Raw genomic sequence first — 22175 nt, 5'->3', positions numbered from 1 at the left:
CCTGAAGTTTAATGATTGCGGATATAATCCTCGATTTTTTTGGCTGCGTGGTGGTAGCTCGCCTTGAGGGCGCCCTCGCTGGTTTCGAGCACCCGGCTCATCTCCTCGTAGGGCATCTCGTCGTAATAGCGGAGTGTAAACACAATGCGCTGCTTTTCGGGCAATTGCTGGATGGCCAGCTGCAGCTTCCACTCGAGCTTGTTGGCGTCGAAGCCCTCCTGGGCGCGCACCTGGTTTTCGAGGCCCGAGGCCACGTCGTCGAAATCGACGGCCGAGCGCTTTTTCTGGTTCTCGATGTAGGTCAGGCACTCGTTGGTGGCGATCCGGTAGAGCCAGGTATAGAGCTGCGATTCTTCCTTGAAGTTCTGCAGGGCGTTCCACACGCGGATGAAGACGTTCTGCAGCACATCGTTGGCATCTTCGTGGTGCACCACCATGCGGCGCACGTGCCAGTAGAGCCGCTCCTGGTACTTGCGGATCAGGGCCGTATAGGCGGCTTCGCGCGTGGCGGGCTCGCGGAACTTCCGGAGCAGCTCGGCGTCGTCTTGTGCGGGTTGGGCCATCGGGGCGAAGATAGGCAGGGGAATCTTTGGATCGCGGATCCGGGAATCCCGGATCTAAGACAGCAGCGTGCAGCGGCGCACAGGTCCGGGATCCAAAGATCCGGGATCACCAGGTCTTACGGCAGCACGCGGGGGATCATGCCCCGGATCCCCATATCCTGCACCGTTTCGCCCTTGCCGGGTTCCCAGCGGCCGTCGCGGACCACCTCGTTCCATTCGAAGCTCTTGTTGGTGGACAGCGACACTTCTACGATAATGTTCTTCGTTTCGTCGCCACGGATGACGAGGTGGCCCGGCGCAAAGGCAGCCGTGACCACGCAGGAGCCTGCCGGAACGGGCGAGGTGGCGAAGAGCGGGTTGACCACGGTGGTGGCACCCGCCGCGGCGGTGGCCGTATCTACGATGCGGAAGTTGTAGCCCCCGTAGCGCACCTGCGACTCGAAGCCCCAGAAGCCCTGCGGGCGGTTCTTGTTGACGGTGATGGCCGTGTCCTTGATGCGGAACGACGTGATGTAGTTGTTGAAACCGATGAACCCGGCCACGGTGCCCATGAATTCCTGGCGGATGGGCATACCGGCCACCGTATCGTCTACGTAATACTTGACGTCGAAATTCTGGTAGGCAAGCGAAGTGCGGAGCCACTCGTATTCGCCGGGGGGAACGTCGCTGAGCGGTACGCTGAGGAAGACGCCGTTGTTGCCCACCACGCTGGCCTTGCTGAAGTCGATGGCGAGTGCGCCGCCGGCGGTCGTTTCGTCGGCGCGGTACAGCACCACGCCGGTGCCGAGGGGCGTATGGGCCGTGGGCGCCAGCTCGAGGTAGTGGGCGCTCATCCCGTTAAAAACGGGACTCTGCGCGGCATTGCCCACACCGAGGCCGTTGGGTTGCCCCACGTTGTTGAGCCGCACCTGCGTGCTGTCGAAGCGGAACTTGAAGATCAGCTGGGCCCGCTCCTCGGCGGTTGTATTCTTTTTGCAGGAAGCGAGGGCTACGATGCCCGCGAGCAGCAGGGCGGAGAGAAAACGCATGACGCAATCAGTTTTGGAGGCTAAAGATGAGGATAATCCCGCATATAGCGGCGAGGATGGACACGCGGAAAACGCGGAAGACGCGGAAGGCGTTTCTTTTGGAAGTGCTCTTCAGGTATGGAGTTGCCTTCTGAAAGCAGTTCCCTTTTTTATAGGACGCTACCACCCACAAGGTTTTCCAACTGGAATAGGTACGGAACAATTGGAAACTGCTACCAAAAAAGATTCCGCGTCTTCCGCGTTTTCCGCGTGCCCTACCTTTGCGCCCATGCGCACCATTCTTGCTTCATTTGCAGCCGTGCTCCTCCTGGCCGGCTGCTCCACCAACAACGTGACCACCGACGACTCGCTCGGCAAATTCTTCAGCGACAACGGCACCGAAGGCTGCTTTGCCGTGCTCAACAACGCCACCGGCGCCTTTACGATGTACAACCTGCCGCGCTTCCGCGACAGCGCCTTTACGCCCGCCTCCACCTTCAAGATCGTCAACTCGCTCGTCGGGCTGCAAACGGGCATCATCAGCAACGACTCGATGGTGATCCGCTGGAACGGCGTGCCTTCGGGCCGCACCGAGTGCGATGCCGACATGAGTATGTACACCGCCTTTCGCCGCTCCTGCCCGGCCTGGTACCAGGAAGCCGCCCGCCGCATCGGCCGCGATACCATGCAGCGCTGGCTCGACTCGCTCGCCTACGGCAACAAGAAGATCTCCAAAGTGGACACTTTCTGGCTCGACAATTCCCTCAAGATCCGCCCCGACGAAGAGCTCGGCCTCGTGAAGCGCCTCTACTTCAACCAGCTGCCCTTCTTCAAGACCAACCAGGAGATCGTGAAGCGCGCGATGCTCTTCGAAAGCACCCCCGCCTACCGCCTTGCCTATAAGACGGGCTGGGGTAAAAAGGAAAACGGCCGCGACCTCGCCTGGGTCGTGGGCTGGGTGGAAGAAAACAACCACCCCTACTTCTTCGCGCTCAACTTCGAAACCCTCAAACCCGGCGTGGACGTACCCACCGTGCGGATGAACATGCTGAAAGGCATTCTGACGAAGCTGGGATACCTGAAGGGACAGAAATGAATTCAGATCTCAGATTCAGGATTTAAGAGTCAGGAGTCTTTACCGATTTTTTATGCACGCCCCGCCGAAAGCGGGGCGCTTCGTGTGGCGGATGCACGCATTGTGTACGGCCCGCCTGCTGTCTCGCGCGCTTTTCGGAGCATGCCGGAGGCATGCGCGTTTCACAACCCGGGATGCACCCCGGGACGGAAAGACGGATGGCATCTATGCATGCCGGTGGCATGCGCGTTTCACAACCCGGGATGCAATCCCGGTAACGAAAAGACGGATGGCATCCCTGCATGCCGGAGGCATGCGCGTTTCACCACCCGGGATGCAACCCCGGTAACGAAAAGACAGATGGCGTCCCTGCATGCCGGAGGCATGCGCGTTTCACAACCCGGGATGCAATCCCGGGACGGAAAGAAGGATGGCGCCCATGCATGCCGGAGGCATGCGCGTTTCACCACCCGGGATGCAATCCCGGGACGGAAACCGGGAATCGCCGCACATCGCGCATACCTCCGGCATGCCCCGAATCGGCCAACCGCGTTATCCCGGCATGGTATGCCGGGCTATCGAGCGTGCATGCCTCCGGCATGCTAGCGGTTGCCCTGAATAAGAATCCGGCCTCCAAAATCTGAAATCTGAAATCCGGGATCTGAAATCCGCAATCCGTTTTGGCGTGATATTTACAGAAAGCGCCGCAATGACCCTTCCCTTCGACCTGCAGCTGGAACGTCCCGAAGCCTTGTACCTGCTGGGCCTCGTGCCCCTGCTGCTACTTTTTTACGGGTGGTACCGCGTACGGCGCACCCGCGCCCTCCGCGCCCTGGGCGAGCCCGAAGCGCTGAAGCGCGTGCTCCCCGATTATGCCCCCGGCCGCGCTACGGTCCGTTTTGTACTGTTTACCCTCGCCTTTACCCTCGGCGTGCTGGCCCTGGCCAACCCGCGCCGCCCCGCTGCCGGCGACCTCCAGGCCCGCTCCGGCATCGACCAGGTGTTCCTGCTCGACGTAAGCAACTCCATGCTGGCCACCGACGTGGCCCCCAGCCGCCTCGACGCCGCCAAAAGCATGCTCCAGGCCGTGCTGAAGGCCCGCCCCGACGACCGCGTGGCACTCATCGTATTCGCCGGCCACGCCTACGCCCAGCTGCCCCTCACCTACGACCACGGCGCCGCCTCGCTCTTTATCGAAACCGCCAACCCGCAGCAGGTGTCCGGCCAGGGCACCGCCATCGGCGAAGCCCTCCAGCAGGCCGTGCTCACCTTCGGCAACGAAGAGAACCGCTACCGCACCGTACTGCTGCTCACCGACGGCGAAACCCACGACGAGGATGCCGCCACGCAGGCCAAAGAGCTCGCCGACCACGGCGTGCTGATCAACACCGTGGGCATCGGGTCGGCCGGCGGCACTACCATCATCGACCCGCAGACAAAAGCGCCCAAAAAGGACGAGAGCGGCAACATCGTGCTGTCCAAGCTCAACGAAGCCCTCCTGCAGCAGGTGGCCGCCACCGGCAAGGGCCACTACCTCCACCTCGACGAGCCGGCCAGCACCGCCCGCGCCCTGCTGGCCAGCCTGTCGACGGTAAAGAACACGCCGCTGATCGACAAGACGCAACTGAGCTACGAGCCCTATTTCCAATGGCTCGTGGGCCCGATGCTCCTCCTGCTGCTGGCCGAAGCCTTTATTCCGCAACGTAAAAAAGTACGCGCATGAAAGCCCTCCTGCTGCTCCTCGCCCTCGCCGTCGGCGCCGTTGCCAACGGCCAGCAAGAAGCCATCCGCGCCGGCAACGAAGCCTACCGCAACGCCGACTGGACCTTTGCCGAAAACCAGTACCGCCAGGCCGGCAACCACCCCGTGGCGCAGTACAACCTCGCCAACGCCCTCATCCGCCAGAACCGCTACGACGAAGCCCTCGCCGTGTTGTCGCCCCTGACGGCGCCCGGCAACAACGCCTCCCTGCGCAGCAAGGCCTGGTACAATATGGGCGTCGTATACACCCGCCAGAAGGCGCTCGAGCAAAGCATCGAGGCCTATAAATCGGCCCTCCGCATCGCTCCCTACGACAAGGAAGCCCGCGAAAACCTGCAGAAGGCCCTGCTGGAACTGAAGCAGAACAGCGGCGGCGGCGGCGCCTCCAACGACAAAAACAAGAACAACGACGTGGACCGCAAGCTCAAGGAACTGCAGGACAAGGAGCGGAAGCTGCAGCAGAGCAAAAAAGACAAAGGCGGGGGGAACCAGCCGAATAAGGACTGGTGAGGAGATGTAGGATGTCGGATCTCTGATTTCAGATTTCTGATTTCGGATTTCGGATTTCGGATTTGGGGGCGTCCGGGATACTTCCGGCGCCGGGACGCGTGAAACGCTCCGCGGATAACGCGAAACGGTGGCCGGGAGGCGTCGAACGGTTGCCGGCCTACACGAAACAGCTGCCGGGCATCGCCAAACAGCTGCCGACCTGCAATAACGTCATGCCGACCTTCAATAAACAGGCGCCGACTTGCTCCAAACAGGCGCCGACCTGCAAGAACGTCATGCCGACCGGGGCAAATACCGGCCGGAGGGGTATTTTGCGACAAGAGGAGGGAACAGGCACACCCCCAAACCTTTCTAAACCCTTCTAAACCCCTAAACCTTTCTAAACCTCTAAACCCTAAACCGATTCGTTCGGTACTTTTGCCCCAATGCAGACCCAACCCGAAAAAACCGCTTCGTACCAGCGGCTCCACACCCGTCCCGTCCGCATCGGCGACCTCTGGCTGGGGGGCGACTACCCGATCCGGATCCAGACGATGACCACCACCGACACGATGGACACCGAGGCCACCGTGGCCCAGACGATCCGCTGCATCGAGGCGGGCGCCGAGCTGGTGCGCATCACCGCCCCCTCGAAAAAGGAAGCCGAAAACCTGCGCGTCATCCGCGACGAGCTGCACCGCCGCGGGTACAACGTTCCGCTCGTAGCCGACATCCATTTTACGCCCAACGCCGCCGAGATCGCCGCCCGCATCGTGGAAAAGGTCCGCGTGAACCCGGGCAACTACGTCGATAAAAAGAAGTTCGAGCAGATCGAATACACCGATACCGAATACGCCGAAGAGATCGACCGCATCCGCGAGCGCTTTACGCCGCTGGTGCGCATCTGCAAAGAGCACGGCACCGCCATGCGCATCGGCACCAACCACGGCTCCCTCTCCGACCGCATCATGAGCCGCTACGGCGACACCGCCATCGGGATGGTGGAAAGCGCCATGGAATTCCTCCGCATCGCCCGCTCCGAAGACTACCACCAGATCGTGCTGAGCATGAAAAGCTCCAACCCGATCGTGATGGTGGAAGCCTACCGCCTGCTGGTGCGGCACATGGAGCAGGAGTTCGGCGAATGCTACCCGCTGCACCTCGGCGTGACCGAGGCCGGCGACGGCGAAGACGGCCGCATCAAGAGCGCCATTGGCATCGGCACCCTCCTGCAGGAAGGCATCGGCGACACCATCCGCGTGTCGCTCACCGAAGACCCCGAGTTCGAGCTGCCCGTTTGCAAGGACCTGGTGAAAAAAGTAGAAGCGTTGAAAAACCCCAGCCCCTCCCCGGGCGGGGCGGGGAGCCAAAGCGCCCCCCTCTCCTTTGGAGAGAGCCTGTCCCGCGAAAGCGGGAGGTCGGGGGTGAGGTCTGCCCCTCCTTCCCCGTGGGAAGGAGGTCGGGAGGATGGGTCGGTGCGGGAGGCGGTCGCTGGCAGCCCCGTCCCCGTCGTCATTGCCGACTACATGCATGCCGACCGCATTTCTCCGGAAGACCTTGCCGCCATCGGCTACCGCTACAGCGCCGCGCTCGACAAATGGAACATCGGCGACTCCGCGGCCGACTATATCTATACGGCCAGCAAGGTCATTGATTTCGCGCTGCCCGGAACCCTCGGCGTCATCTGCAACGCCCCGGTATGGAAGCCGGAGCTCGAGCGGCACTACCCGCTCTTTGAAGCGGCGAAGCTCTTGGAAGCGTCCGCCGCCGGCCTGCAGCCGGATTTCGCGGCGGCACTGAATTTCATCGCAGTAGATGCCTCGGCTACCAGCCCGGGATCGCTCGGCGCGCTGTTAGCCGGCAGCGCCAAAATCGTGCTATGCGTGTATGCCAGCAGCGCCAACCCTACAGCCGATATCCGGGCCTTTGTCGCCGCCCTGCCGGCGCGCCTCCCGGTCGTGATCGGCGCCGAAAGCCACAGCAGCACCGTCGACGAACAACTGATCGATTTCGCCACCACCGCCGGCACCCTGCTGCTCGACGGCATCGGCAAGGGCGTGTGGCTGATGAACGACCCGTCGAAGCTGCACAACAGCCGCGTGTCAGGCCGCACCTATATGGAAGTGGGCAGCAACGCCCAGTTTCTCAACAACACGGCCTTCAGCATCCTGCAGGCCACGCGCACACGCATTTCCAAAACGGAATACATCTCCTGCCCCTCCTGCGGCCGCACCCTCTTCGACCTCCAGGAAACCACGGCGAAGATCCGCGCCGTGACCCACCACCTGAAGGGCGTCAAGATCGCCATTATGGGCTGCATCGTAAACGGGCCCGGCGAGATGGCCGACGCCGACTTCGGCTACGTAGGCAGCGGCCCGGGCAAGATCACGCTCTATAAAGGCAAGGAAGTGGTGAAGCGCAACGTCCCCAGCGAAGTGGCCGTGGAAGAACTGATCGGGCTGCTGAAGGAAGCCGGGGCCTGGGTGGAGCCGCTGGTGGAAGCATGATCGTGAAGCGTGAGGGGTCAGTTGTGAGAAGAGAAAGAACGCAGATTTTATAGGATCGAGATGATTAACGCGGATATGATTTTTGCTACGATTAAGCAGTACCTTACGTAACCCAAATTTTCACGCCTCACGCCTCACGCCTCACGCCTCACGCCTCACGCCTCACGCCTCACGCCTCACGCTTCACGATATGAAACGACTCTACTGGTCCCTCTTCTTCATCGCGGCGCTCCTCGTAGACGGGGTGTTCATCTTCATGCACGACGACGGCCTGCGCGTGTTCAGCAAGCCGCTGCTCACGCTGCTACTGATCGGGATGGTGCTCAACAACACGCCCCACTTCACCACGCGCCTGAAGGTGCTGCTGCTGGCCGCCCTCGCCGCCTCCTGGGTGGGCGATGTGCTCCTGCTGCGCTCCAGCGAAGGCTACTTCATCGCCGGTATCGCCGCTTTCCTGCTGGCGCAGATCGCCTACGCGATCGCCTTCATCCAGTTGCGGCAGCAAAAGGGCCTGCGCTTTCGCCCGCTGATGCTCGTGCCCGTGGCCACGTACTACGTGTGCCTCATCACCCTGCTCTATGAGCACCTCGGCGCGCTGCGCCTGCCGGTGCTGGCATATGGCGCCGTCATCTCCCTTATGCTGGCGATGGCGCTGCAGCTCGTGCGTCTCAAGAACCGGCGCAGCGCGGGCCTCCTTTTCGGTGGCGCCCTCCTCTTCGTGGCCTCCGACTCGGTGCTCGCGCTCACCCGTTTTTACTGGAAAGAAACAAGCACCGCCCACAGCCTGCTGATCATCGGTACTTACGGCGTCGCACAGCTGCTTCTCTCCCTCGGCCTCCTCAACCACATCACCCCACCCCGCGCACCCAGGAAAAGCGCCGAGGCGCTGCGGCAGGAACTTTTAAATTAGGCCCCCTGTCCCCCGAAGGGGGCACTTTGGTCGGTCATTCTTCTTTATTTCAATCAGTCTTCATTCCAATGGCGTAATTGATGGTTCGCGTAGCGAACCATCTGTATTTTTGAAACTACCATAAGATGAAAGCACAAAACATAACGGACAGTACTGACCTAAGTGCCCCCTTCGGGGGGCAGGGGGCCGGGGCCGACTTCCTCGTCATCGGCTCCGGCATCGCCGGCCTCACTTACGCGCTCAAGGTGGCGCAGCGTTTTCCCGACCGGAGCGTGACCATCATCACCAAGGCGGCGGCGGATGAAACGAACACCAAGTACGCCCAGGGCGGCATCGCCGTCGTGAACGACCTGGAGAACGATTCCTTCGCCAAGCACATCGAAGACACACTCATCGCCGGCGACGGCCTCTGCGACCCCAATGTGGTGGAGATCGTGGTAAAGGAAGGCCCCGCCCGCGTGCAGGAGATCATCGACTGGGGCGCCCAGTTCGACAAGGACGCCGAAGGCTCCTACAAGCTCGGTCGCGAGGGGGGCCACTCCGAGTACCGCATCCTCCACTACAAAGACGTAACGGGCAAGGAGATGGAACGCGCCGTGCTCACCGCGGTAGAAAACACCCCCAACATCCACATCGTGAAGCACTGCTTCGTGGTGGATATCATCACCCAACACCACCTCGGCTACCTGGTTACGAAAAGCACGCCCGATATCTGCTGCTACGGCGTATACGTGCTCAACATGGTCACCAACCGCATCGAGAAGGTGCTGTCGAAGCTGACGCTGCTGGCCACCGGCGGCAACGGCCAGGTGTACCGTACCACCACCAATCCTGCCATCGCCACCGGCGACGGCGTGGCCATGGTCTACCGCGCCAAGGGCCGCATCGAGAACATGGAGTTCATTCAGTTTCACCCCACGGCGCTCTACGAGGCCGGCCGGCGCGGGCAGGCCTTTCTCATCACCGAGGCCGTGCGCGGCGACGGCGGCATCCTGCGCAACGGCGCCGGCGAAGCCTTTATGGAGCGCTACGACGCCCGCAAGGACCTCGCCCCGCGCGACATCGTGGCCCGCGCCATCGACAGCGAAATGAAAATCGGCGGCACCGAGCACGTGTGGCTCGACTGCCGCCATATGGATATCGAAAAATTCAAGGAGCACTTTCCCAACATCTACGAGCGCTGCCTTTCCCTGGGCATCGATGTGGCCACGGCGATGATTCCCGTGGCGCCGGCGGCGCACTACAGCTGCGGCGGCATCAAGACCGACCAATGGGGCCACAGCTCCATCGCCAACCTGTATGCCTGCGGCGAATGCGCGTCTACCGGCCTCCACGGCGCCAACCGCCTCGCCTCCAACTCGCTGCTCGAGGCCATGGTGTTTGCCCACCGCTGCTTTGAAGACGCCGTGCGCCGCTTTGAGGCGCTCCCCGAGCTGCCCGCGATCCCCGACTGGAACGCCCAGGGCACCGCCGAGCCGAAGGAGATGATCCTCATCACCCAAAGCCTCAAAGAGCTGCAACAGGTGATGAGCGACTACGTGGGCATCGTGCGCAACAACGTGCGCCTCGCCCGCGCCATGAAGCGCATCGACCTCCTCTTCGACGAGACCGAGGACCTGTACCGTAGTACTACGGTGTCGCCGCAGTTGCTCGAGCTGCGCAACCAGATCACGGTGGGCTACCTCGTTACCAAGGGCGCTTCCTTCCGCAAGGAAAGCCGCGGCCTGCACTACAACACCGATTACCCGCAACACGGAGAGCTGGTGCAGAACATCATCCTCTAAAAAAGTAGTTAAGTCGGAAGTGCGAAGTCGGAAGAAAAGCAATACTTCGCACTTCCGACTTCCGACTTGCTAACTTCGCTCCGTGTATTACCTCCTGTACGGCTTCCTCTACCTGGTGTCGCTCCTGCCCCTGCGGGTGCTGTACCTGTTTTCCGACGCGGCCTATGGGCTGGTGTACCACATTATGGGCTACCGCAAGCAGGTGGTGCTCGATAACCTCCGCATCGCTTTTCCGCACAAGACGGAGGCCGAGCGCGTAACCATCGCTAAAAAATTCTACCGGAATTTCACCGACACCTTTATCGAAACCATCAAGTTCATCAGCGCCTCGCCGCGTTTTTTCAGGAAGCACCTCGAGGCCGACTTCTCGGTGCTGCACGACGTTTACCGCGACGGCCGCTCGGTGCAATTCCACCTGGGCCACAACTTCAACTGGGAGCTGGTGAACCTGGGCGTGCCGGCGCTGATGCCGGAGCCCCACGTAGGCGTTTACCTTCCGATCAAGTCGAAGCCGGTGGACCGCCTGTTCCGGAAGATCCGCTCGCGGTCGGGCGTAAAGCTGGTGGCGGCCACGCGCATGCGGGAGGAGATGCTGCCCTTCCGCGGAAAGCAATACATTCTCGGTCTGGTAGCCGACCAGAGCCCCGCGATTCCCGCACGGGCCTTTTGGGTGGAGTTTTTCGGCCGCCCCACGGGCTTCCTGAAAACACCAGAGATGGCCGCGCGCCGCAACGACCTGCCGGTTTTCTTCGCGCACTTTACCAAGAAGAGCCGGGGGCATTATGTAGGCCACATCCGGCTCGCGGCGCTGCACCCGGCGCAGCTGCCGGAGGGCGCGCTGACGGTGCAATACGCCCGCTACCTCGAAGAGGTGATGTCGGCCAACCCCGAGCTATGGCTCTGGAGCCACCGCCGCTGGAAGCACGAATGGCGGCCGGAGTATGGACCGGTGCTCTATTGAATAATCATTAATGTCTATTGAATATTGAATAAGGGGAACATCCTCGTTATACAATAGACATTATTCAATAGACATTATTCAATGCCCGCGGCCACGCGGGCCAGCTTTTCCCAATCGCCTGCCGGCGGCACCTGCACCCATTCTTTCATGGGACGGCCCTTGCCGGAAGGATCGAACAGGCGGGCGCCGGGTACGGCGAGGGCGCCGGCATGGGCCGGTCCCGTGAGCTTGAACACCATTTCGTTCTGGAAAAAACAGGTAAAGGCCTTACCGCCCATTTTGAAACAGGGCTTGCCGAACAACTGGCCGCTTTCGGCCCCGGGTAAGGCGCCGCCGATGGCGCGGAAACGATTTTCCTCTGGCGTCATGCCCGCGAAAGTACGGGTGCCATGGGGCGAAATGTTAAAAAATTATCAACGATTCTTCGAAAAAAGGGCTTAACCTTGTGGCAACAAAAAGTCCCCTGTGGAAACAGCGGACGTAACGATTGCTTGCTATATGAAATTTTTGAATTAGGACGTAACGCGTTCTGCTTGCTTACCCGAAGACTGCGATTGCTTGCTTTTTTCTTTTCTTCTCCCTTACCATCCCCGGTAGCGTTCTTTCTGCTGCTAAAGTAGACCGGGTATTTCTCCGCCACCGACCAATTTAATCCCGTTTACACGATAGCTAAACAACTGCCTCAGCAGCAAAAGCTTTGCCCACAGCGGATTTGCGCATACTCATCCGCATTACCGCCAACGGCAAAAATCGCTGATGTCTGATATCTGATGTAAGCGTAAAAAAAAGAGATCGCAATGCGATCTCTTTCTAAATCCGACATCAGAAATCCGACATCAGCGATCAATTCAGCACGCTGCTTTCCTTTTCGGTCCTGATCTTTTCCTCCTTCTTGATGGCGTTCCAGCCGCCGAGTACGTTGCGGACGTTATGAATACCCTGGCGCTTCATCAGCGAAATGGCGATCACGCTGCGGTAGCCGCCCTGGCAATGCACGTACAGGTTCTGCTCGTCTTCAAACTGGGCCAGCAGGGCCGGGTCAGTCATATCGTTGAGCGGAAGGTTTTGTGCATCCTTCACATGGCCTTCGGCAAATTCGGCGGGCTTGCGCACGTCGACCACCAGCAGGTTCTCATCAAAGGGCAGGTCCATGGCCAGCTCGTCAACGTCCACATCGATGATGAGGTCGATGGCTTCGCCGGCTTTTTGCCAGGCTTCGAATCCGCCTTCGAGGTAACCGATCACGTTCTGAAAGCCCACGCGGGCGAGGCGTACCAGTGTTTCGCGCTCCTTGCCGGGCTCCGTCAGCAGGATCATCTCGCCCGTGTAGGGTAGCAGCGACCCGGCCCATTCGGCAAAGCGGCCTTCGAGGCCCACGAACACCGAGCCCGGCACGAATCCTTCCGTAAACACCGAGGCGTGGCGGGTGTCGAGCAGCAGGGCGTCGCGCTCCAGCGCCGCCTTGACATCGGCCACGCTCAGCGGGGTAAGGCCTTTGGCCAGCACGCTGTCGAGCTCTTCATAGCCTTCTTTATTGATGCGGGCGTTGATGGGAAAATATTGCGGGGGCGCGGTCAGTCCGTCGGTAACGGCCTGCACGAACTCGGCCTTTGTTTGCGGCTGCAGGGCGTAATTCGTTGCCTTTTGCTGACCGATGCTGCTGAAGGTTTCGGGGCCGAGGCTCTTGCCGCAGGCGGAGCCAGGACCGTGCGCCGGGTATACGATGACGTCGTCGGGACGGGTCAGGATGTGCTTGTGGAGGGAGTCATAGAGCATGCCGGCGAGGTCTTCCATCGTCAGGTCGGCACCTTTCTGGGCGAGGTCGGGGCGGCCTACGTCGCCAACAAAGAGCGTGTCGCCGGTGAAGAGGCAATGTTCTTTGCCCTGCTCATCGGTGAGGAGGTAGCACGACGACTCGAGCGTGTGGCCGGGGGTGTGCAGCACCGTTACCGTGAGGGCGCCGATGCGAAAGGCCTCGCCGTGGCGGGCAATGTGCACCGGCAAGCGGGTTTCGGTATCCGGACCGTAAACGATCGTGGCGCCGGTGGCTTTGGCCAGGTCGATATGGCCCGACACGAAGTCGGCGTGGAAGTGTGTTTCGAAGATGTATTTAATGGTGGCCTTGCGTTCGGCAGCGAGCTGCAGGTAGGCGTCGATGTCGCGCAGGGGGTCCACAATAGCGGCTTCCCCGTTGCTTTCGATATAATAAGCGGCTTCGCTCAGGCAACCGGTGTACAATTGCTGGATATACATAGTGAGGCTTTGGTGCAAAGGTAGCCGCTTCGGACGCGCTTACCCGCTGATCCTCGTCAGGAGACTGTCATCCGTAGCGGAGTCGGGTTATTTTAACAGTTGAGCGGCGAAGAGATGCACCTGCGCGAGGCGCTCTTCGTTGACGGAGTAGTAGATGAACTTACCGTCGCGGTTGGTTTGGACAAACCCGGCCTTGCGGAGGATGGCCAGGTGCTGCGAGGCTACGGACTGCTCGAGGCGCAGCTTCACGTAGATCTCGGTAACGGTGATCTCGCCTTTTTGCTGAATGAGCTTCAGGATCTGCTGGCGCAGTTTATGGTTGATGGCGCGCAAAACGAGGGCCGCCTTCTTCAAGGTGAGCACATCGATCTTCAGGTCCACTTCCCCTTTCACCGGCTTCTCGACTAAAAGTTCACTCATGATAAATCTTACTTTTTCTTATATATTATTTGGCAAATGTATCAATCCCGGCCGTACAAAACGTGCGCGTGGAAAAAACAGGTGAATAAGAGGCTATTTCGGGCGCATGGTCGTGTAAAACTCCTTTGCGTATAAGGGCTCGCAATAAGCCAGGTCGGCGAATTGACCGGCGCGGAAGGCTGCCACACCCAGGCCCGCCATGTGGCGCGCCGAAGGATGCCCTTCGGTGAAAAGCGCGTGAGGGTGCTGCGTGAGAGCGCGCCATTTGGCGCTGCCATTGCCGAAGAAGAGTACGGGGCCGGCTTCCAGCTCGCGGGCAAAGGAATTTTCGTCGAGCACGAGGCTGTGCGCGGGAGCAAGTTCCTGAAGCGCCTGGTCGTATAGTGCCGTGAACACTTCCTGGCGCCGGGCGTCGATCATGGGACAAAGTGCCTGGACCTCGTTCAGTTGCACAGCAGCACCGGAACGGAGACCTTCCAGCGCGGCCGCGCTCATCACCTGGAGCGTAGGCAGAGTAATGAGTGGCTTTTGCAGCGCGTAACTGAGTCCTTTCGCAGAAGCGAGGCCTACGCGCAGGCCAGTATACGAGCCGGGGCCGTTGCTCACGCAAACGGCATCGAGGGCACTTAGTGTAATGCCCGCTTCGGCGGCCGCATCGCGGATGGCCACCTGCAGCCAGGCGGCCGCGTCGCGGGGTTCGTCGGTATTCTTGAAGACGAGGATCCGCTCGTTCTCTGAAAAAGCGATGGAGGCGCCGGCTACGGCGGTTTCGATATGAAGCAGTAGTGCCACGGCGCAAATGTACCAAGCGGCACCGATTCTTAAAAAATGATCATGGGTTGCGGAAATCGTAACGACCAAGGAGGCTAAAGCTCCGCCTTATCGGAATTGGATCGGCCTTTCAAAACCCGTTTTCCTATCGAAGAAAAAAGCGATCATATTGTTGGACACCCCCAATGGGGGTCAAGTGCTCTACCTCGAAAAAGACACTTACTGGCAAATCCAAGGCGCTTATTGCTTCTATTATTATTGACGTTCCGCCTTTGGTAGTGTTACACATCCGTATCCGTCCGGTAGGTCCGCGTTTCGCGGTGTACGGTGCGGTCGGTGCCGCCCACAGCCGAGCGGGCGTCGTCGGCAGTGCCGCGAATGAGGCCGATGCCGGTAAAGAAAAAGATAGCGCCGAGCAGGCCGTACACGATGAGGGTCTTGATCTGGGCCGAGGTGCCCTTGGCGTCCATAAATACCACGGCCGCATAAATAAGGCCCGCAATGCCGAGTATCGTAAGGATGACGCCGAATGTGCGTTTGACGTTCATAACCGAGTTTAGCCTACCTTAAACAAAACACCTGCCAAGAGGGAGCTGTCGGATGCCTGATTTCGGATGTCTGATTTCAAGACACAGTTCATTACTCTCTTCTTTACCTCTGATCTACATCAGAAATCCGCCATCAGGCATCAGCGATTTTTTGCAAGCTCCGACCCTAACCCGCAGATGAGCACGCCGTAGGCCATAACTAAAAGTTTTAAAGTCGGAAGTTCAAAGTGGGCATTGCAATTCCGACTTCCCACTTGCTTACTTTCCAGTTTACTGGAGAAACTTTCTGTACAGGGTATAAAGCACCTTCTTTTCAGGTTCGCTCAGCGATCCCTTTTGCTCTACGGCCAGGTACTTGCGGCGGAAGGTGCTGAACACGGCGCTGCTGTCGCGCACGTCGTAACCCACGATGCGCAGGGCGTCGAGGGCATTGAAGCCCGCCGGCACTTGTACGCCCGTGGTGTCGCTCCACCAGAGGCCGTAACCGGCGTCGGCAAAGCGCTTCCAGGGAAAAAGAATGCTCGGGTCGTTCTTGCGCGTCGGCGCCACGTCGGCATGCCCGATGAAGTTGGCTGCCGGGATGTTGTACTTGCGTTTCAGGGTATCGAGCAGTTGCAGCGTGGCGGCGATCTGCGCCTCGCTGAAGGGCTCCACCCCGTTGTTGTCGATCTCGATGCCGATGGACGAGGAGTTCACATCCTGGAGGTTGCCCCAGCGGCCGGCGCCGGCGTGCCAGGCGCGCAGGTAATCGTTGAGCATATGGTGCACCAGTCCCTCGCGGCACACCACGTAGTGGGCGCTCACCTGCGTGCGCTCGAGCGTGAAGGTACGGAGCGTGGTATCGCAGCTTCCCTGTGCCGTGTGGTGCAGCACCACGATGTTGGGCTTGCGGAGGTTGAAGTTGATGGTGCCCACCCAGGGCTCGGCCGTGGCCATCGTTTGGCCGGCCGGGTTGCCCTCCAGCTCGCGGGCGTATTTCTTCGCCGTGCTGCGGTACTGCTTGTTGGTGGCGGCGTAGGGTCTGCGGTTGCAGCAGAGAACCAATACGAGAAGCGGCAAAAAGAGGGGCAGCGGCAGGCGTTTCATGGGCAACTGTTGAAGATACTCCGGCCCACACCGCGGGCCGTTCGCAACAAAGATAGGGCTGCAGCAATGGCTCCCTTTTTGCGGGATTCGGGCGGACCAAATTTTATCGATCATGCCCAAGTTGAATGGAAAGAAAGTAGCCGTGCTTACCGAAAACGGCTTTGAAGAAGTAGAGCTTACCAAACCCGTGGAAGCCCTGCGCGAAGCGGGCGCCGAAGTGCACATCGTGTCGCCGCAGAAAGAAAAGGTGAAGGCCTGGAACCACGACCACTGGAGTATCGAGCTGCCTGTAGACCGCCAGCTGGACAGCGCCAATCCCGAAGACTACGACGCCCTGCTGCTGCCCGGCGGCGTACTCAACCCCGACCAGCTGCGCGCCAACCCGAAAGCGGTGGACTTTGCGCGGCATTTCCTGGAATCAGGCAAGCCGCTGGCAGCCATCTGCCACGGCCCGCAGTTGCTCATCGAAACCGGGATGATCAGCACACGCACCCTTACCTCCTACCCATCGGTGCGCACCGACCTGGTGAATGCCGGTGCCTTGTGGGAAGACAAGGAAGTGGTGACCGACAATGGGCTCGTTACGAGCCGCAGTCCAGAGGATATCCCGGCTTTCAACAAGAAGATGCTCGAGGAGATCGCCGAAGGCAAGCACGCCACCACCGGCCAGTATACGCGACACGATGCATAGACCGTATTCCTACGGAAGAAGGGCTGCCCGTGGGGCGGCCCTTTTTTTTTGGCCGTGCCGTCAAATGCCATATCTTGACGTTCCCCAAACCAAAGCCATCGCATGAACGATCTCTTCGATTCCGGGAGCGTTTCGCAAATACTGGAGCGCCTCTATAGCCTCGAGCCCGGCCAACCGCCCCGCTGGGGTAAAATGAGCGCTGCCCAGATGCTGCGGCACTGCCAGGCGCCTTTCACCGTGTATTTCGGCGAGCTGAAGCTGAAGCAAAGTTTTGCAGGCCTGCTTTTCGGACGCATAGCAAAGCGTAAGCTTTTTTCCGACAAACCCTGGCCGCAGGGCCTGCCCACGGCACGCGAGTTCGTAGTGGCCGACGACCACGAATTCGACACCGAGCGCGACCGGCTGGCGGCACTGATCGAGCGCTTTTCGGGCAGCAGCATCCTGCTGCATGCACCGCATCATCCTTTTTTCGGTAAAATGAGTGCCCAGGACTGGAGCCGCCTCGCGTGGAAGCACCTCGATCACCACCTGCGGCAATTCGGCGTGTAGCCCTTATTGCAAGCACAGCTCCAATCAGGTTCCCGCTTCCGGGGACAGGGGACCAAACTCCCCGGTAAGCTTGTTCTTCTTCACATTTCCGGCCTTGAAAGCGCGGCCGTTCATTGCCACGTATACACCTTCGGGCAGTGTTTGCACAAAAGCTACGGCGCTGCCGAGGTTGAACAGCCCGTCCGAAGACCCGAATTTGTAGGGAATCATCGCGCCGGTAAGCACGATGGTCTTGCCCGACACCGCGCGGGCGAGCAGCTCCGCGGTTTCGGCCATGGTGTCGGTACCGTGGGTAATGATGATCTGCTGCTCCTCGGCTTCGAGGCAGTGCCGGACGATGAGCTCGCGGTCCAGGTCTTCCATCTCGAGGCTGTCGATCATCATCAGCGTACGGATGTCTACCGGCACGCGGCTGCGCCCCAGCTGGAGCATCTCGGGCAGGTGCGAGTCTTTGAAGAACAGCTGACCCGTCAGCTCGTTGTATTCCTTATCGAAGGTGCCGCCGGTAACGAAAATGCGAATGGCCATAGTTGCGCGAATTGCGGTAAAAATAAGGATTGTGGACCCGCGCCGTCTTTTTTCGGACCGCCGCCTCCCCTCCCGGGAGTTTTTCCCCGGCTTCTAAACGCCTTACACTCAGGCAAAAGGAACAGCCCATCCGCCCAATTGGGCGTCTTAACAACTAAATAAATCAATCGGCGAAAAAAAAGCACGCATTATCCACCGGAAAACCCCACCTTCGTAGCTCTGCTCGAGATACATAATGCCTTCCTGGCATTGTCCCTTTCTCAACATGCAGTTGGTTTAGGTGACGACTCCTGTTTTTACAGGAGTTTCTTTTTTTAAGTAAGCAAGCCGGAAGTGTGAAGTTGGAAGTGACCGGCGAAAACCAACTTCCGAGATCCGACTTCCGGCTTCCCGACTTACGCTCCCGGCACTTCCTCCCCCTTTCCCTTCTTCATCCACGGCTTCGGCGGCGTACCATCCATCTGCACGATGCGCGGCTGAAAGGTTCCCAGCACTTCCACCAGCGCCTCCTGGGCGGCCATCACGGCGTGGATGTCTTTATACGCCATCGGTGCCTCGTCGAGCCCGCCCCCGAGCAGGGTCACTCCCTGCGCGCGCAGCTGCTCCTGCAGCGCGGCGTGGGAGATCGACTGCAGGGCCGCGGTGCGGCTCATCCGCCGGCCGGCGCCGTGGGAAGCCGAATGCACGGAGGCCGGCTCGCCTTTGCCCTTTACAATAAAGCCGGGGGCGGTCATCGAGCCGGGGATGATGCCCAGCACGCCCGCGCCCGCCGGGGTGGCGCCTTTCCGGTGCACGATCACCTCGCGCCCCTCCCACGGCTCCTTCCAGGCGAAATTGTGGTGGTTCTCCACCCGCCGCAGCGGCCGGCGGCCCAGGGCCCGCGCCACTTTTTCATGGATCACATGATGGCATGCCGCGGCATAGTCGCCAGCCAGGTTCATCGCCAGCCAGTACTCCATGCCTTCTGCTTCATCCAGTCCCAGCCAGGCCAGGTTCGAGGCTTCGGCCGGCAGGCGCCGCTTTTGTTTGGCCAGCTTCGTGTAGTGGTTGGCGATGTTTGCCCCCAGCGCCCGCGAGCCCGAGTGCGACAGCAGGCCCAGGTAGGTGCCCGCCGGTACGCCCAGCACCGGGTCGAACTCGTCTACGGTGACCGCCCCGAACTCCACGAAGTGGTTGCCCGAGCCCGAAGTGCCGAGTTGCTTCCAGGCCTTGCCGTGCAGCCCTTTGAGCAGGCCGATCTCGTTGAACAGGTTGCTGTGCAGCACCTCGTGGTCGGCGGCCCGGGCCAGCTGACCGCCCGAACCAAAGACGGTATTCTCCTGGATGGTGCGTGCGAAAAACCCGGTCTTCGCCTCGAGGTCCTTTTCGGGCAAGTCGAACACGGAGAGGCACATCCGGCAGCCGATGTCTACCCCCACGCCATAGGGGATCACGGCGTTGTCGGTGGCCAGCACGCCCCCGATAGGCAGGCCGTAGCCCGAATGCGCGTCGGGCATGAGGGCGCCCGCCACCGCCACGGGCAGCTTGGCCGCGGTGTACATCTGGTGCAGCGCCCCGGCCTCGATGCCTTCGGATCCGAACACGGAGAACGTAATGCCGCTCGAATTGAGCGACACTTCGGCGCCTTCCGCTGCCGGCTTCGGGAGCAGCTGCGCCGCGATCTTGCCCAGCACCGGGTGCTCCAGGTAGTCGGCCGGCGCTTCTTTGATATTCGAAAGGATCTTCAACGCCTCATCGAGCGAGGAATGCTTGTAGTGCTTTTCCATCAGCCCCATGGCCATCGAGATCACCGGCGACTCTGGGTAACCGATGCCGCGAAGCTCCTTTCCGGTCATTTTCAATTTTGCCATTTTACTTTTTTTTCGAGCCGCAACCGGTAAGCCGCCAGCGAAATGCTCACGGCCACGGTATACGCGTTACGTTATTGTACTACTTTGTTTGCGCAACTGGAGCCGGCAAAGGCGTTCGGCTTGGCCCGGAAGGAAAAGCCCATGCCCATGATGTATCCCATTGCCTCCCGGAAAGCCTCGTTGCTTTTGAACTTCGGGTCCGGGTTGATATCGGCATGCACTTCAAGCGGCACGCCGTATTTCGCAAAGACGGGCGCCAATTCGTATGCCGTTTCGATGCCCCGGGTTACCTCTTCGAGCATCCGCTCCTTGACGGTCATGCGCCGCTCGGCTTTGTCGCTCTGAATAAAGAAGAAGCCACCACGGCCTTTCCGCAGAAATACGATCACCGTGGCAAACACGATCGTGCCGCCCTTCACCTGGCTGTCGGAGCCGATGCTCACGCTGAGTTCGTGGCCGGCAGCTCCTTCGCGGAGCAGGGCCCGCCGCACTTCTTCATCGATGGGCAACTGGATGGTCCTGCCATCCAGCCGCCGCCATTGGTTTTGTTCCATTGTCGTTTGTTTTGAGACGCACCTGGTGCGTCTTTACGTGAAGCACTCCCCGCTCCGCCCGGAGCGGGGTCGGGGGTGAGGTTAGTTCTCGAGCGCGAACCGCCTAAAGCCGATCACCTCCGTACGCATTTCGGGTGGCGCGGGCTCATGTTGCGTCGTGATCTCCGCCAGCGTCATGGGCCGCGTGATACGGCTGCCGAAGCCGAGCGCATCGCTGAGCCGCTGCGCCTTGTCCACGCCCAGCTTCCCGAATTCGTAGCGGGCAATGAGGCGACCCTTCCGCAACAGCGCCGCGTCGATGAGCGCCACCGGGCTGTTGAAGGTGCAGATGAGCTGCACGTTCAGGAAGTCGGCCAGCAGCCCTTCGGAGATGTTGAGCAGGTTCGACACCCCGGCATGGGGGCCGGCGCGCCGGTCCATCAGCACGTTCTCTGCGTCCTCGATCACCAGCACTGTGTTGGGATTGTCCACCAGCAGGTCGATGAAGTCGGGATCCATCAAGTTGCCCGCCACCGAAGGCGACAGGAAGAGCACGCGCTTTTTGGTTTGCCCTACCAGGTAGCGCAGGTACGTAGTCTTACCAGTCCCTGGCAGGCCGTGGAGCAGCACGATCCCCTTGTCGTTCTTCTGGCGCAGGCGTTGCCGGATCACGGAATCTACGGGAGCGAAGTCGTCTTCGTAAAACAGCGTCGTGTCGAGCCGCGTGCGCTTGATCTCCATCGACTTGAGCGATAGTCCGTACTCGCCCCGCACGATGAGGTTGATCTCCTGTGGCTGCCGCTTTTCCCGTTCGCGGTATTTGCCTGCCAGCCGGGTGCAGTCGGCTATAAAAGCTTCCTGGCTACCGTTGTGCAGGATTTCGCAGTAATGCGCGATCTCCACTACGCAACCGTTGTGCAGCACAAAAAGCGTCTTGTCGAGCTCGTAGCGCTTGCGCTTGCCGTCGTACCACTGATTCTGGTAGGTGTCGGCGATCAGTGACCCGAACGCTTCTCGGAAAGCGGTCACCAGTCGGTCGCCGCTGACGCCGGAAATAAAATGCCGGCTCGGTATCCGCCCGAAGTGCGCGAGGTAAAAGGCGCGGCTGTCGGGAAAATAATCGCCCAGCGCTTCGTTGATGCTGACCGTTTTCTGGTCAATTAAATGTTGCATGTCTGTCTGCATTTTAATTCATCGACCTGCTGCGGGCAAAGCCGATGCTTGTTTCTTTGGGCTGATCGCGAAAGGCGGCCAGCTCCGTAACCAATGTGTTGGCCCAGTGGAAGTCGCCATCGTGCAACACTTCCACCCAGGCGGGTCCGATCTCCAGCATCGACCGGTTGTCGAGCTCCAGGATCGTGACGTTGAAGCGCACGCCATCTTCCGAGCGATCGAAGTAGCTGTGCTGCCAGGTCTTCCGCACACGCGGCCCAAGGGCGGCGCGCAGGTGCGCGTAGGCCTTGCCGCCGTCGATCTCGCCCACGCCCGTTACCGAGGGCAAGCGATCGAAACGGAGCACGTAGGCCGTGCGCACGTCGAAGAACGGTCCGTTGAAGAGGCCTACCGGGCTTTTGATCCGGCGGCCGAATAATTTCCAAAGCATAAACGCCTCCTTTTTGATTGTGGCCGTGCGGCGGCCGGTTCATCCATTTTCGACTTTCAGTGCCCCTGGCACCCCGGTCCGCTACCGGTTTGATCAGTGGACAAAGCAGGACTCGAACCTGCACGGGCGGAGCTTCAATCCGCTGCTCTACCAATTGGAGCTATTTGTCCTTCGTTGGCCCGGTGGGACGCGAGCCCACAACCCCACGCTTAAGAGGCGCGTACTCTACCATTGAGCTACAGGCCAGTAAAAAAGACCGGGAGGCGGGAAGTCGCTTCCCGGTCTT

At 60.3% G+C, this 22175-nt stretch carries 22 protein-coding genes and 2 tRNA genes; 9 read left to right on the top strand and 15 right to left on the bottom strand.

What is annotated here, in order from left to right; genetic code table 11:
* Positions 1-8 precede the first annotated feature (8 nt).
* Together E0486_RS07080 and E0486_RS07075 are read right to left on the bottom strand one after the other, a co-directional pair.
* Complete coding sequence (locus E0486_RS07080) at positions 9-563, bottom strand: RNA polymerase sigma factor (protein WP_131851453.1); 555 nt, start codon at positions 561-563, stop codon at positions 9-11.
* A gap of 116 nt (positions 564-679) precedes the next feature.
* On the bottom strand, positions 680-1591 hold the full coding sequence (locus E0486_RS07075) for a hypothetical protein (RefSeq protein ID WP_131851452.1): 912 nt from the start codon (positions 1589-1591) through the stop codon (positions 680-682).
* 268 nt (positions 1592-1859) lie between these two features.
* On the opposite strand from E0486_RS07075, the gene E0486_RS07070 reads away from it, so the two are divergent.
* From E0486_RS07070 to E0486_RS07040, 7 genes are all read left to right on the top strand, one after another.
* Complete coding sequence (locus E0486_RS07070) at positions 1860-2666, top strand: class D beta-lactamase (RefSeq protein WP_131851451.1); 807 nt, start codon at positions 1860-1862, stop codon at positions 2664-2666.
* A gap of 664 nt (positions 2667-3330) precedes the next feature.
* On the top strand, positions 3331-4368 hold the full coding sequence (locus tag E0486_RS07065; protein WP_165917230.1) for a VWA domain-containing protein: 1038 nt from the start codon (positions 3331-3333) through the stop codon (positions 4366-4368).
* Positions 4365-4916, top strand: coding sequence for a tetratricopeptide repeat protein (locus tag E0486_RS07060; protein WP_131851449.1), 552 nt, complete (start codon positions 4365-4367; stop codon positions 4914-4916). Before E0486_RS07065 ends, E0486_RS07060 begins: the two co-directional genes overlap by 4 nt.
* Before the next feature lie 425 nt (positions 4917-5341).
* Positions 5342-7402 carry a (E)-4-hydroxy-3-methylbut-2-enyl-diphosphate synthase gene (ispG, locus tag E0486_RS07055; RefSeq protein WP_131851448.1) on the top strand — a complete coding sequence of 687 codons (2061 nt, stop codon included), beginning with the start codon at positions 5342-5344 and terminating at the stop codon, positions 7400-7402.
* 190 nt (positions 7403-7592) lie between these two features.
* Positions 7593-8312, top strand: coding sequence for a lysoplasmalogenase (locus tag E0486_RS07050; RefSeq protein ID WP_131851447.1), 720 nt, complete (start codon positions 7593-7595; stop codon positions 8310-8312).
* 125 nt (positions 8313-8437) lie between these two features.
* A complete protein-coding gene (gene nadB / locus E0486_RS07045) occupies positions 8438-10096 on the top strand; it encodes an L-aspartate oxidase (protein ID WP_131851446.1) in 1659 nt (552 codons plus the stop codon).
* A gap of 82 nt (positions 10097-10178) precedes the next feature.
* The gene (locus E0486_RS07040; protein ID WP_131851445.1) at positions 10179-11057 is read left to right on the top strand and encodes a lysophospholipid acyltransferase family protein; all 879 of its coding nucleotides are present in this window, start codon (positions 10179-10181) and stop codon (positions 11055-11057) included.
* 74 nt (positions 11058-11131) lie between these two features.
* Here the strand turns inward: E0486_RS07040 and E0486_RS07035 are convergent, their stop codons facing one another.
* From E0486_RS07035 to E0486_RS07010, 6 genes are all read right to left on the bottom strand, one after another.
* Complete coding sequence (locus E0486_RS07035; RefSeq protein WP_131851444.1) at positions 11132-11425, bottom strand: hypothetical protein; 294 nt, start codon at positions 11423-11425, stop codon at positions 11132-11134.
* A 475-nt stretch (positions 11426-11900) separates the two neighbouring features.
* Positions 11901-13310 carry an MBL fold metallo-hydrolase gene (locus E0486_RS07030; protein WP_131851443.1) on the bottom strand — a complete coding sequence of 470 codons (1410 nt, stop codon included), beginning with the start codon at positions 13308-13310 and terminating at the stop codon, positions 11901-11903.
* An 87-nt stretch (positions 13311-13397) separates the two neighbouring features.
* Entirely contained in the window at positions 13398-13730 is a 333-nt protein-coding gene (locus E0486_RS07025) for an ArsR/SmtB family transcription factor (protein ID WP_131851442.1), read from the bottom strand.
* 93 nt (positions 13731-13823) lie between these two features.
* Positions 13824-14522: a tRNA (adenosine(37)-N6)-threonylcarbamoyltransferase complex dimerization subunit type 1 TsaB gene (gene tsaB, locus E0486_RS07020; RefSeq protein ID WP_165917229.1), complete on the bottom strand. Its 699-nt coding sequence runs from the start codon at positions 14520-14522 to the stop codon at positions 13824-13826.
* A 260-nt stretch (positions 14523-14782) separates the two neighbouring features.
* On the bottom strand, positions 14783-15049 hold the full coding sequence (locus E0486_RS07015) for a hypothetical protein (protein WP_207906214.1): 267 nt from the start codon (positions 15047-15049) through the stop codon (positions 14783-14785).
* A 270-nt stretch (positions 15050-15319) separates the two neighbouring features.
* Positions 15320-16135 (bottom strand): N-acetylmuramoyl-L-alanine amidase, encoded by an 816-nt coding sequence (locus E0486_RS07010; protein WP_131851440.1) that lies wholly within the window; start codon positions 16133-16135, stop codon positions 15320-15322.
* Positions 16136-16247: 112 nt separating this feature from the next.
* On the opposite strand from E0486_RS07010, the gene E0486_RS07005 reads away from it, so the two are divergent.
* Together E0486_RS07005 and E0486_RS07000 are read left to right on the top strand one after the other, a co-directional pair.
* On the top strand, positions 16248-16826 hold the full coding sequence (locus E0486_RS07005) for a type 1 glutamine amidotransferase domain-containing protein (protein WP_131851439.1): 579 nt from the start codon (positions 16248-16250) through the stop codon (positions 16824-16826).
* A 102-nt stretch (positions 16827-16928) separates the two neighbouring features.
* Complete coding sequence (locus tag E0486_RS07000; RefSeq protein WP_131851438.1) at positions 16929-17375, top strand: DUF1569 domain-containing protein; 447 nt, start codon at positions 16929-16931, stop codon at positions 17373-17375.
* 24 nt (positions 17376-17399) lie between these two features.
* Here the strand turns inward: E0486_RS07000 and E0486_RS06995 are convergent, their stop codons facing one another.
* The 7 genes from E0486_RS06995 to E0486_RS06965 form a co-directional block, all read right to left on the bottom strand.
* Complete coding sequence (locus E0486_RS06995) at positions 17400-17903, bottom strand: asparaginase domain-containing protein (protein ID WP_131851437.1); 504 nt, start codon at positions 17901-17903, stop codon at positions 17400-17402.
* A 395-nt stretch (positions 17904-18298) separates the two neighbouring features.
* Positions 18299-19753 carry an RtcB family protein gene (locus tag E0486_RS06990; protein WP_131851436.1) on the bottom strand — a complete coding sequence of 485 codons (1455 nt, stop codon included), beginning with the start codon at positions 19751-19753 and terminating at the stop codon, positions 18299-18301.
* Positions 19754-19824: 71 nt separating this feature from the next.
* Positions 19825-20307 carry a ribonuclease H-like YkuK family protein gene (locus tag E0486_RS06985; protein WP_131851435.1) on the bottom strand — a complete coding sequence of 161 codons (483 nt, stop codon included), beginning with the start codon at positions 20305-20307 and terminating at the stop codon, positions 19825-19827.
* An 81-nt stretch (positions 20308-20388) separates the two neighbouring features.
* Entirely contained in the window at positions 20389-21459 is a 1071-nt protein-coding gene (locus tag E0486_RS06980; RefSeq protein WP_131851434.1) for an AAA family ATPase, read from the bottom strand.
* A 13-nt stretch (positions 21460-21472) separates the two neighbouring features.
* Positions 21473-21889 carry a hypothetical protein gene (locus E0486_RS06975; protein WP_131851433.1) on the bottom strand — a complete coding sequence of 139 codons (417 nt, stop codon included), beginning with the start codon at positions 21887-21889 and terminating at the stop codon, positions 21473-21475.
* Between the two features lie 97 nt (positions 21890-21986).
* Positions 21987-22059, bottom strand: a tRNA-Phe gene (locus tag E0486_RS06970).
* 4 nt (positions 22060-22063) lie between these two features.
* Positions 22064-22135, bottom strand: a tRNA-Lys gene (locus E0486_RS06965).
* Positions 22136-22175 lie beyond the last annotated feature (40 nt).

The organism is Flaviaesturariibacter aridisoli, from assembly GCF_004343705.1.
In the GTDB taxonomy this organism is placed as follows: Bacteria; Bacteroidota; Bacteroidia; order Chitinophagales; family Chitinophagaceae; genus Flavisolibacter; species Flavisolibacter aridisoli.
Note: the sequence above shows the minus strand (reverse complement) of the source record. Positions and strands in the feature narration are given on the sequence as shown.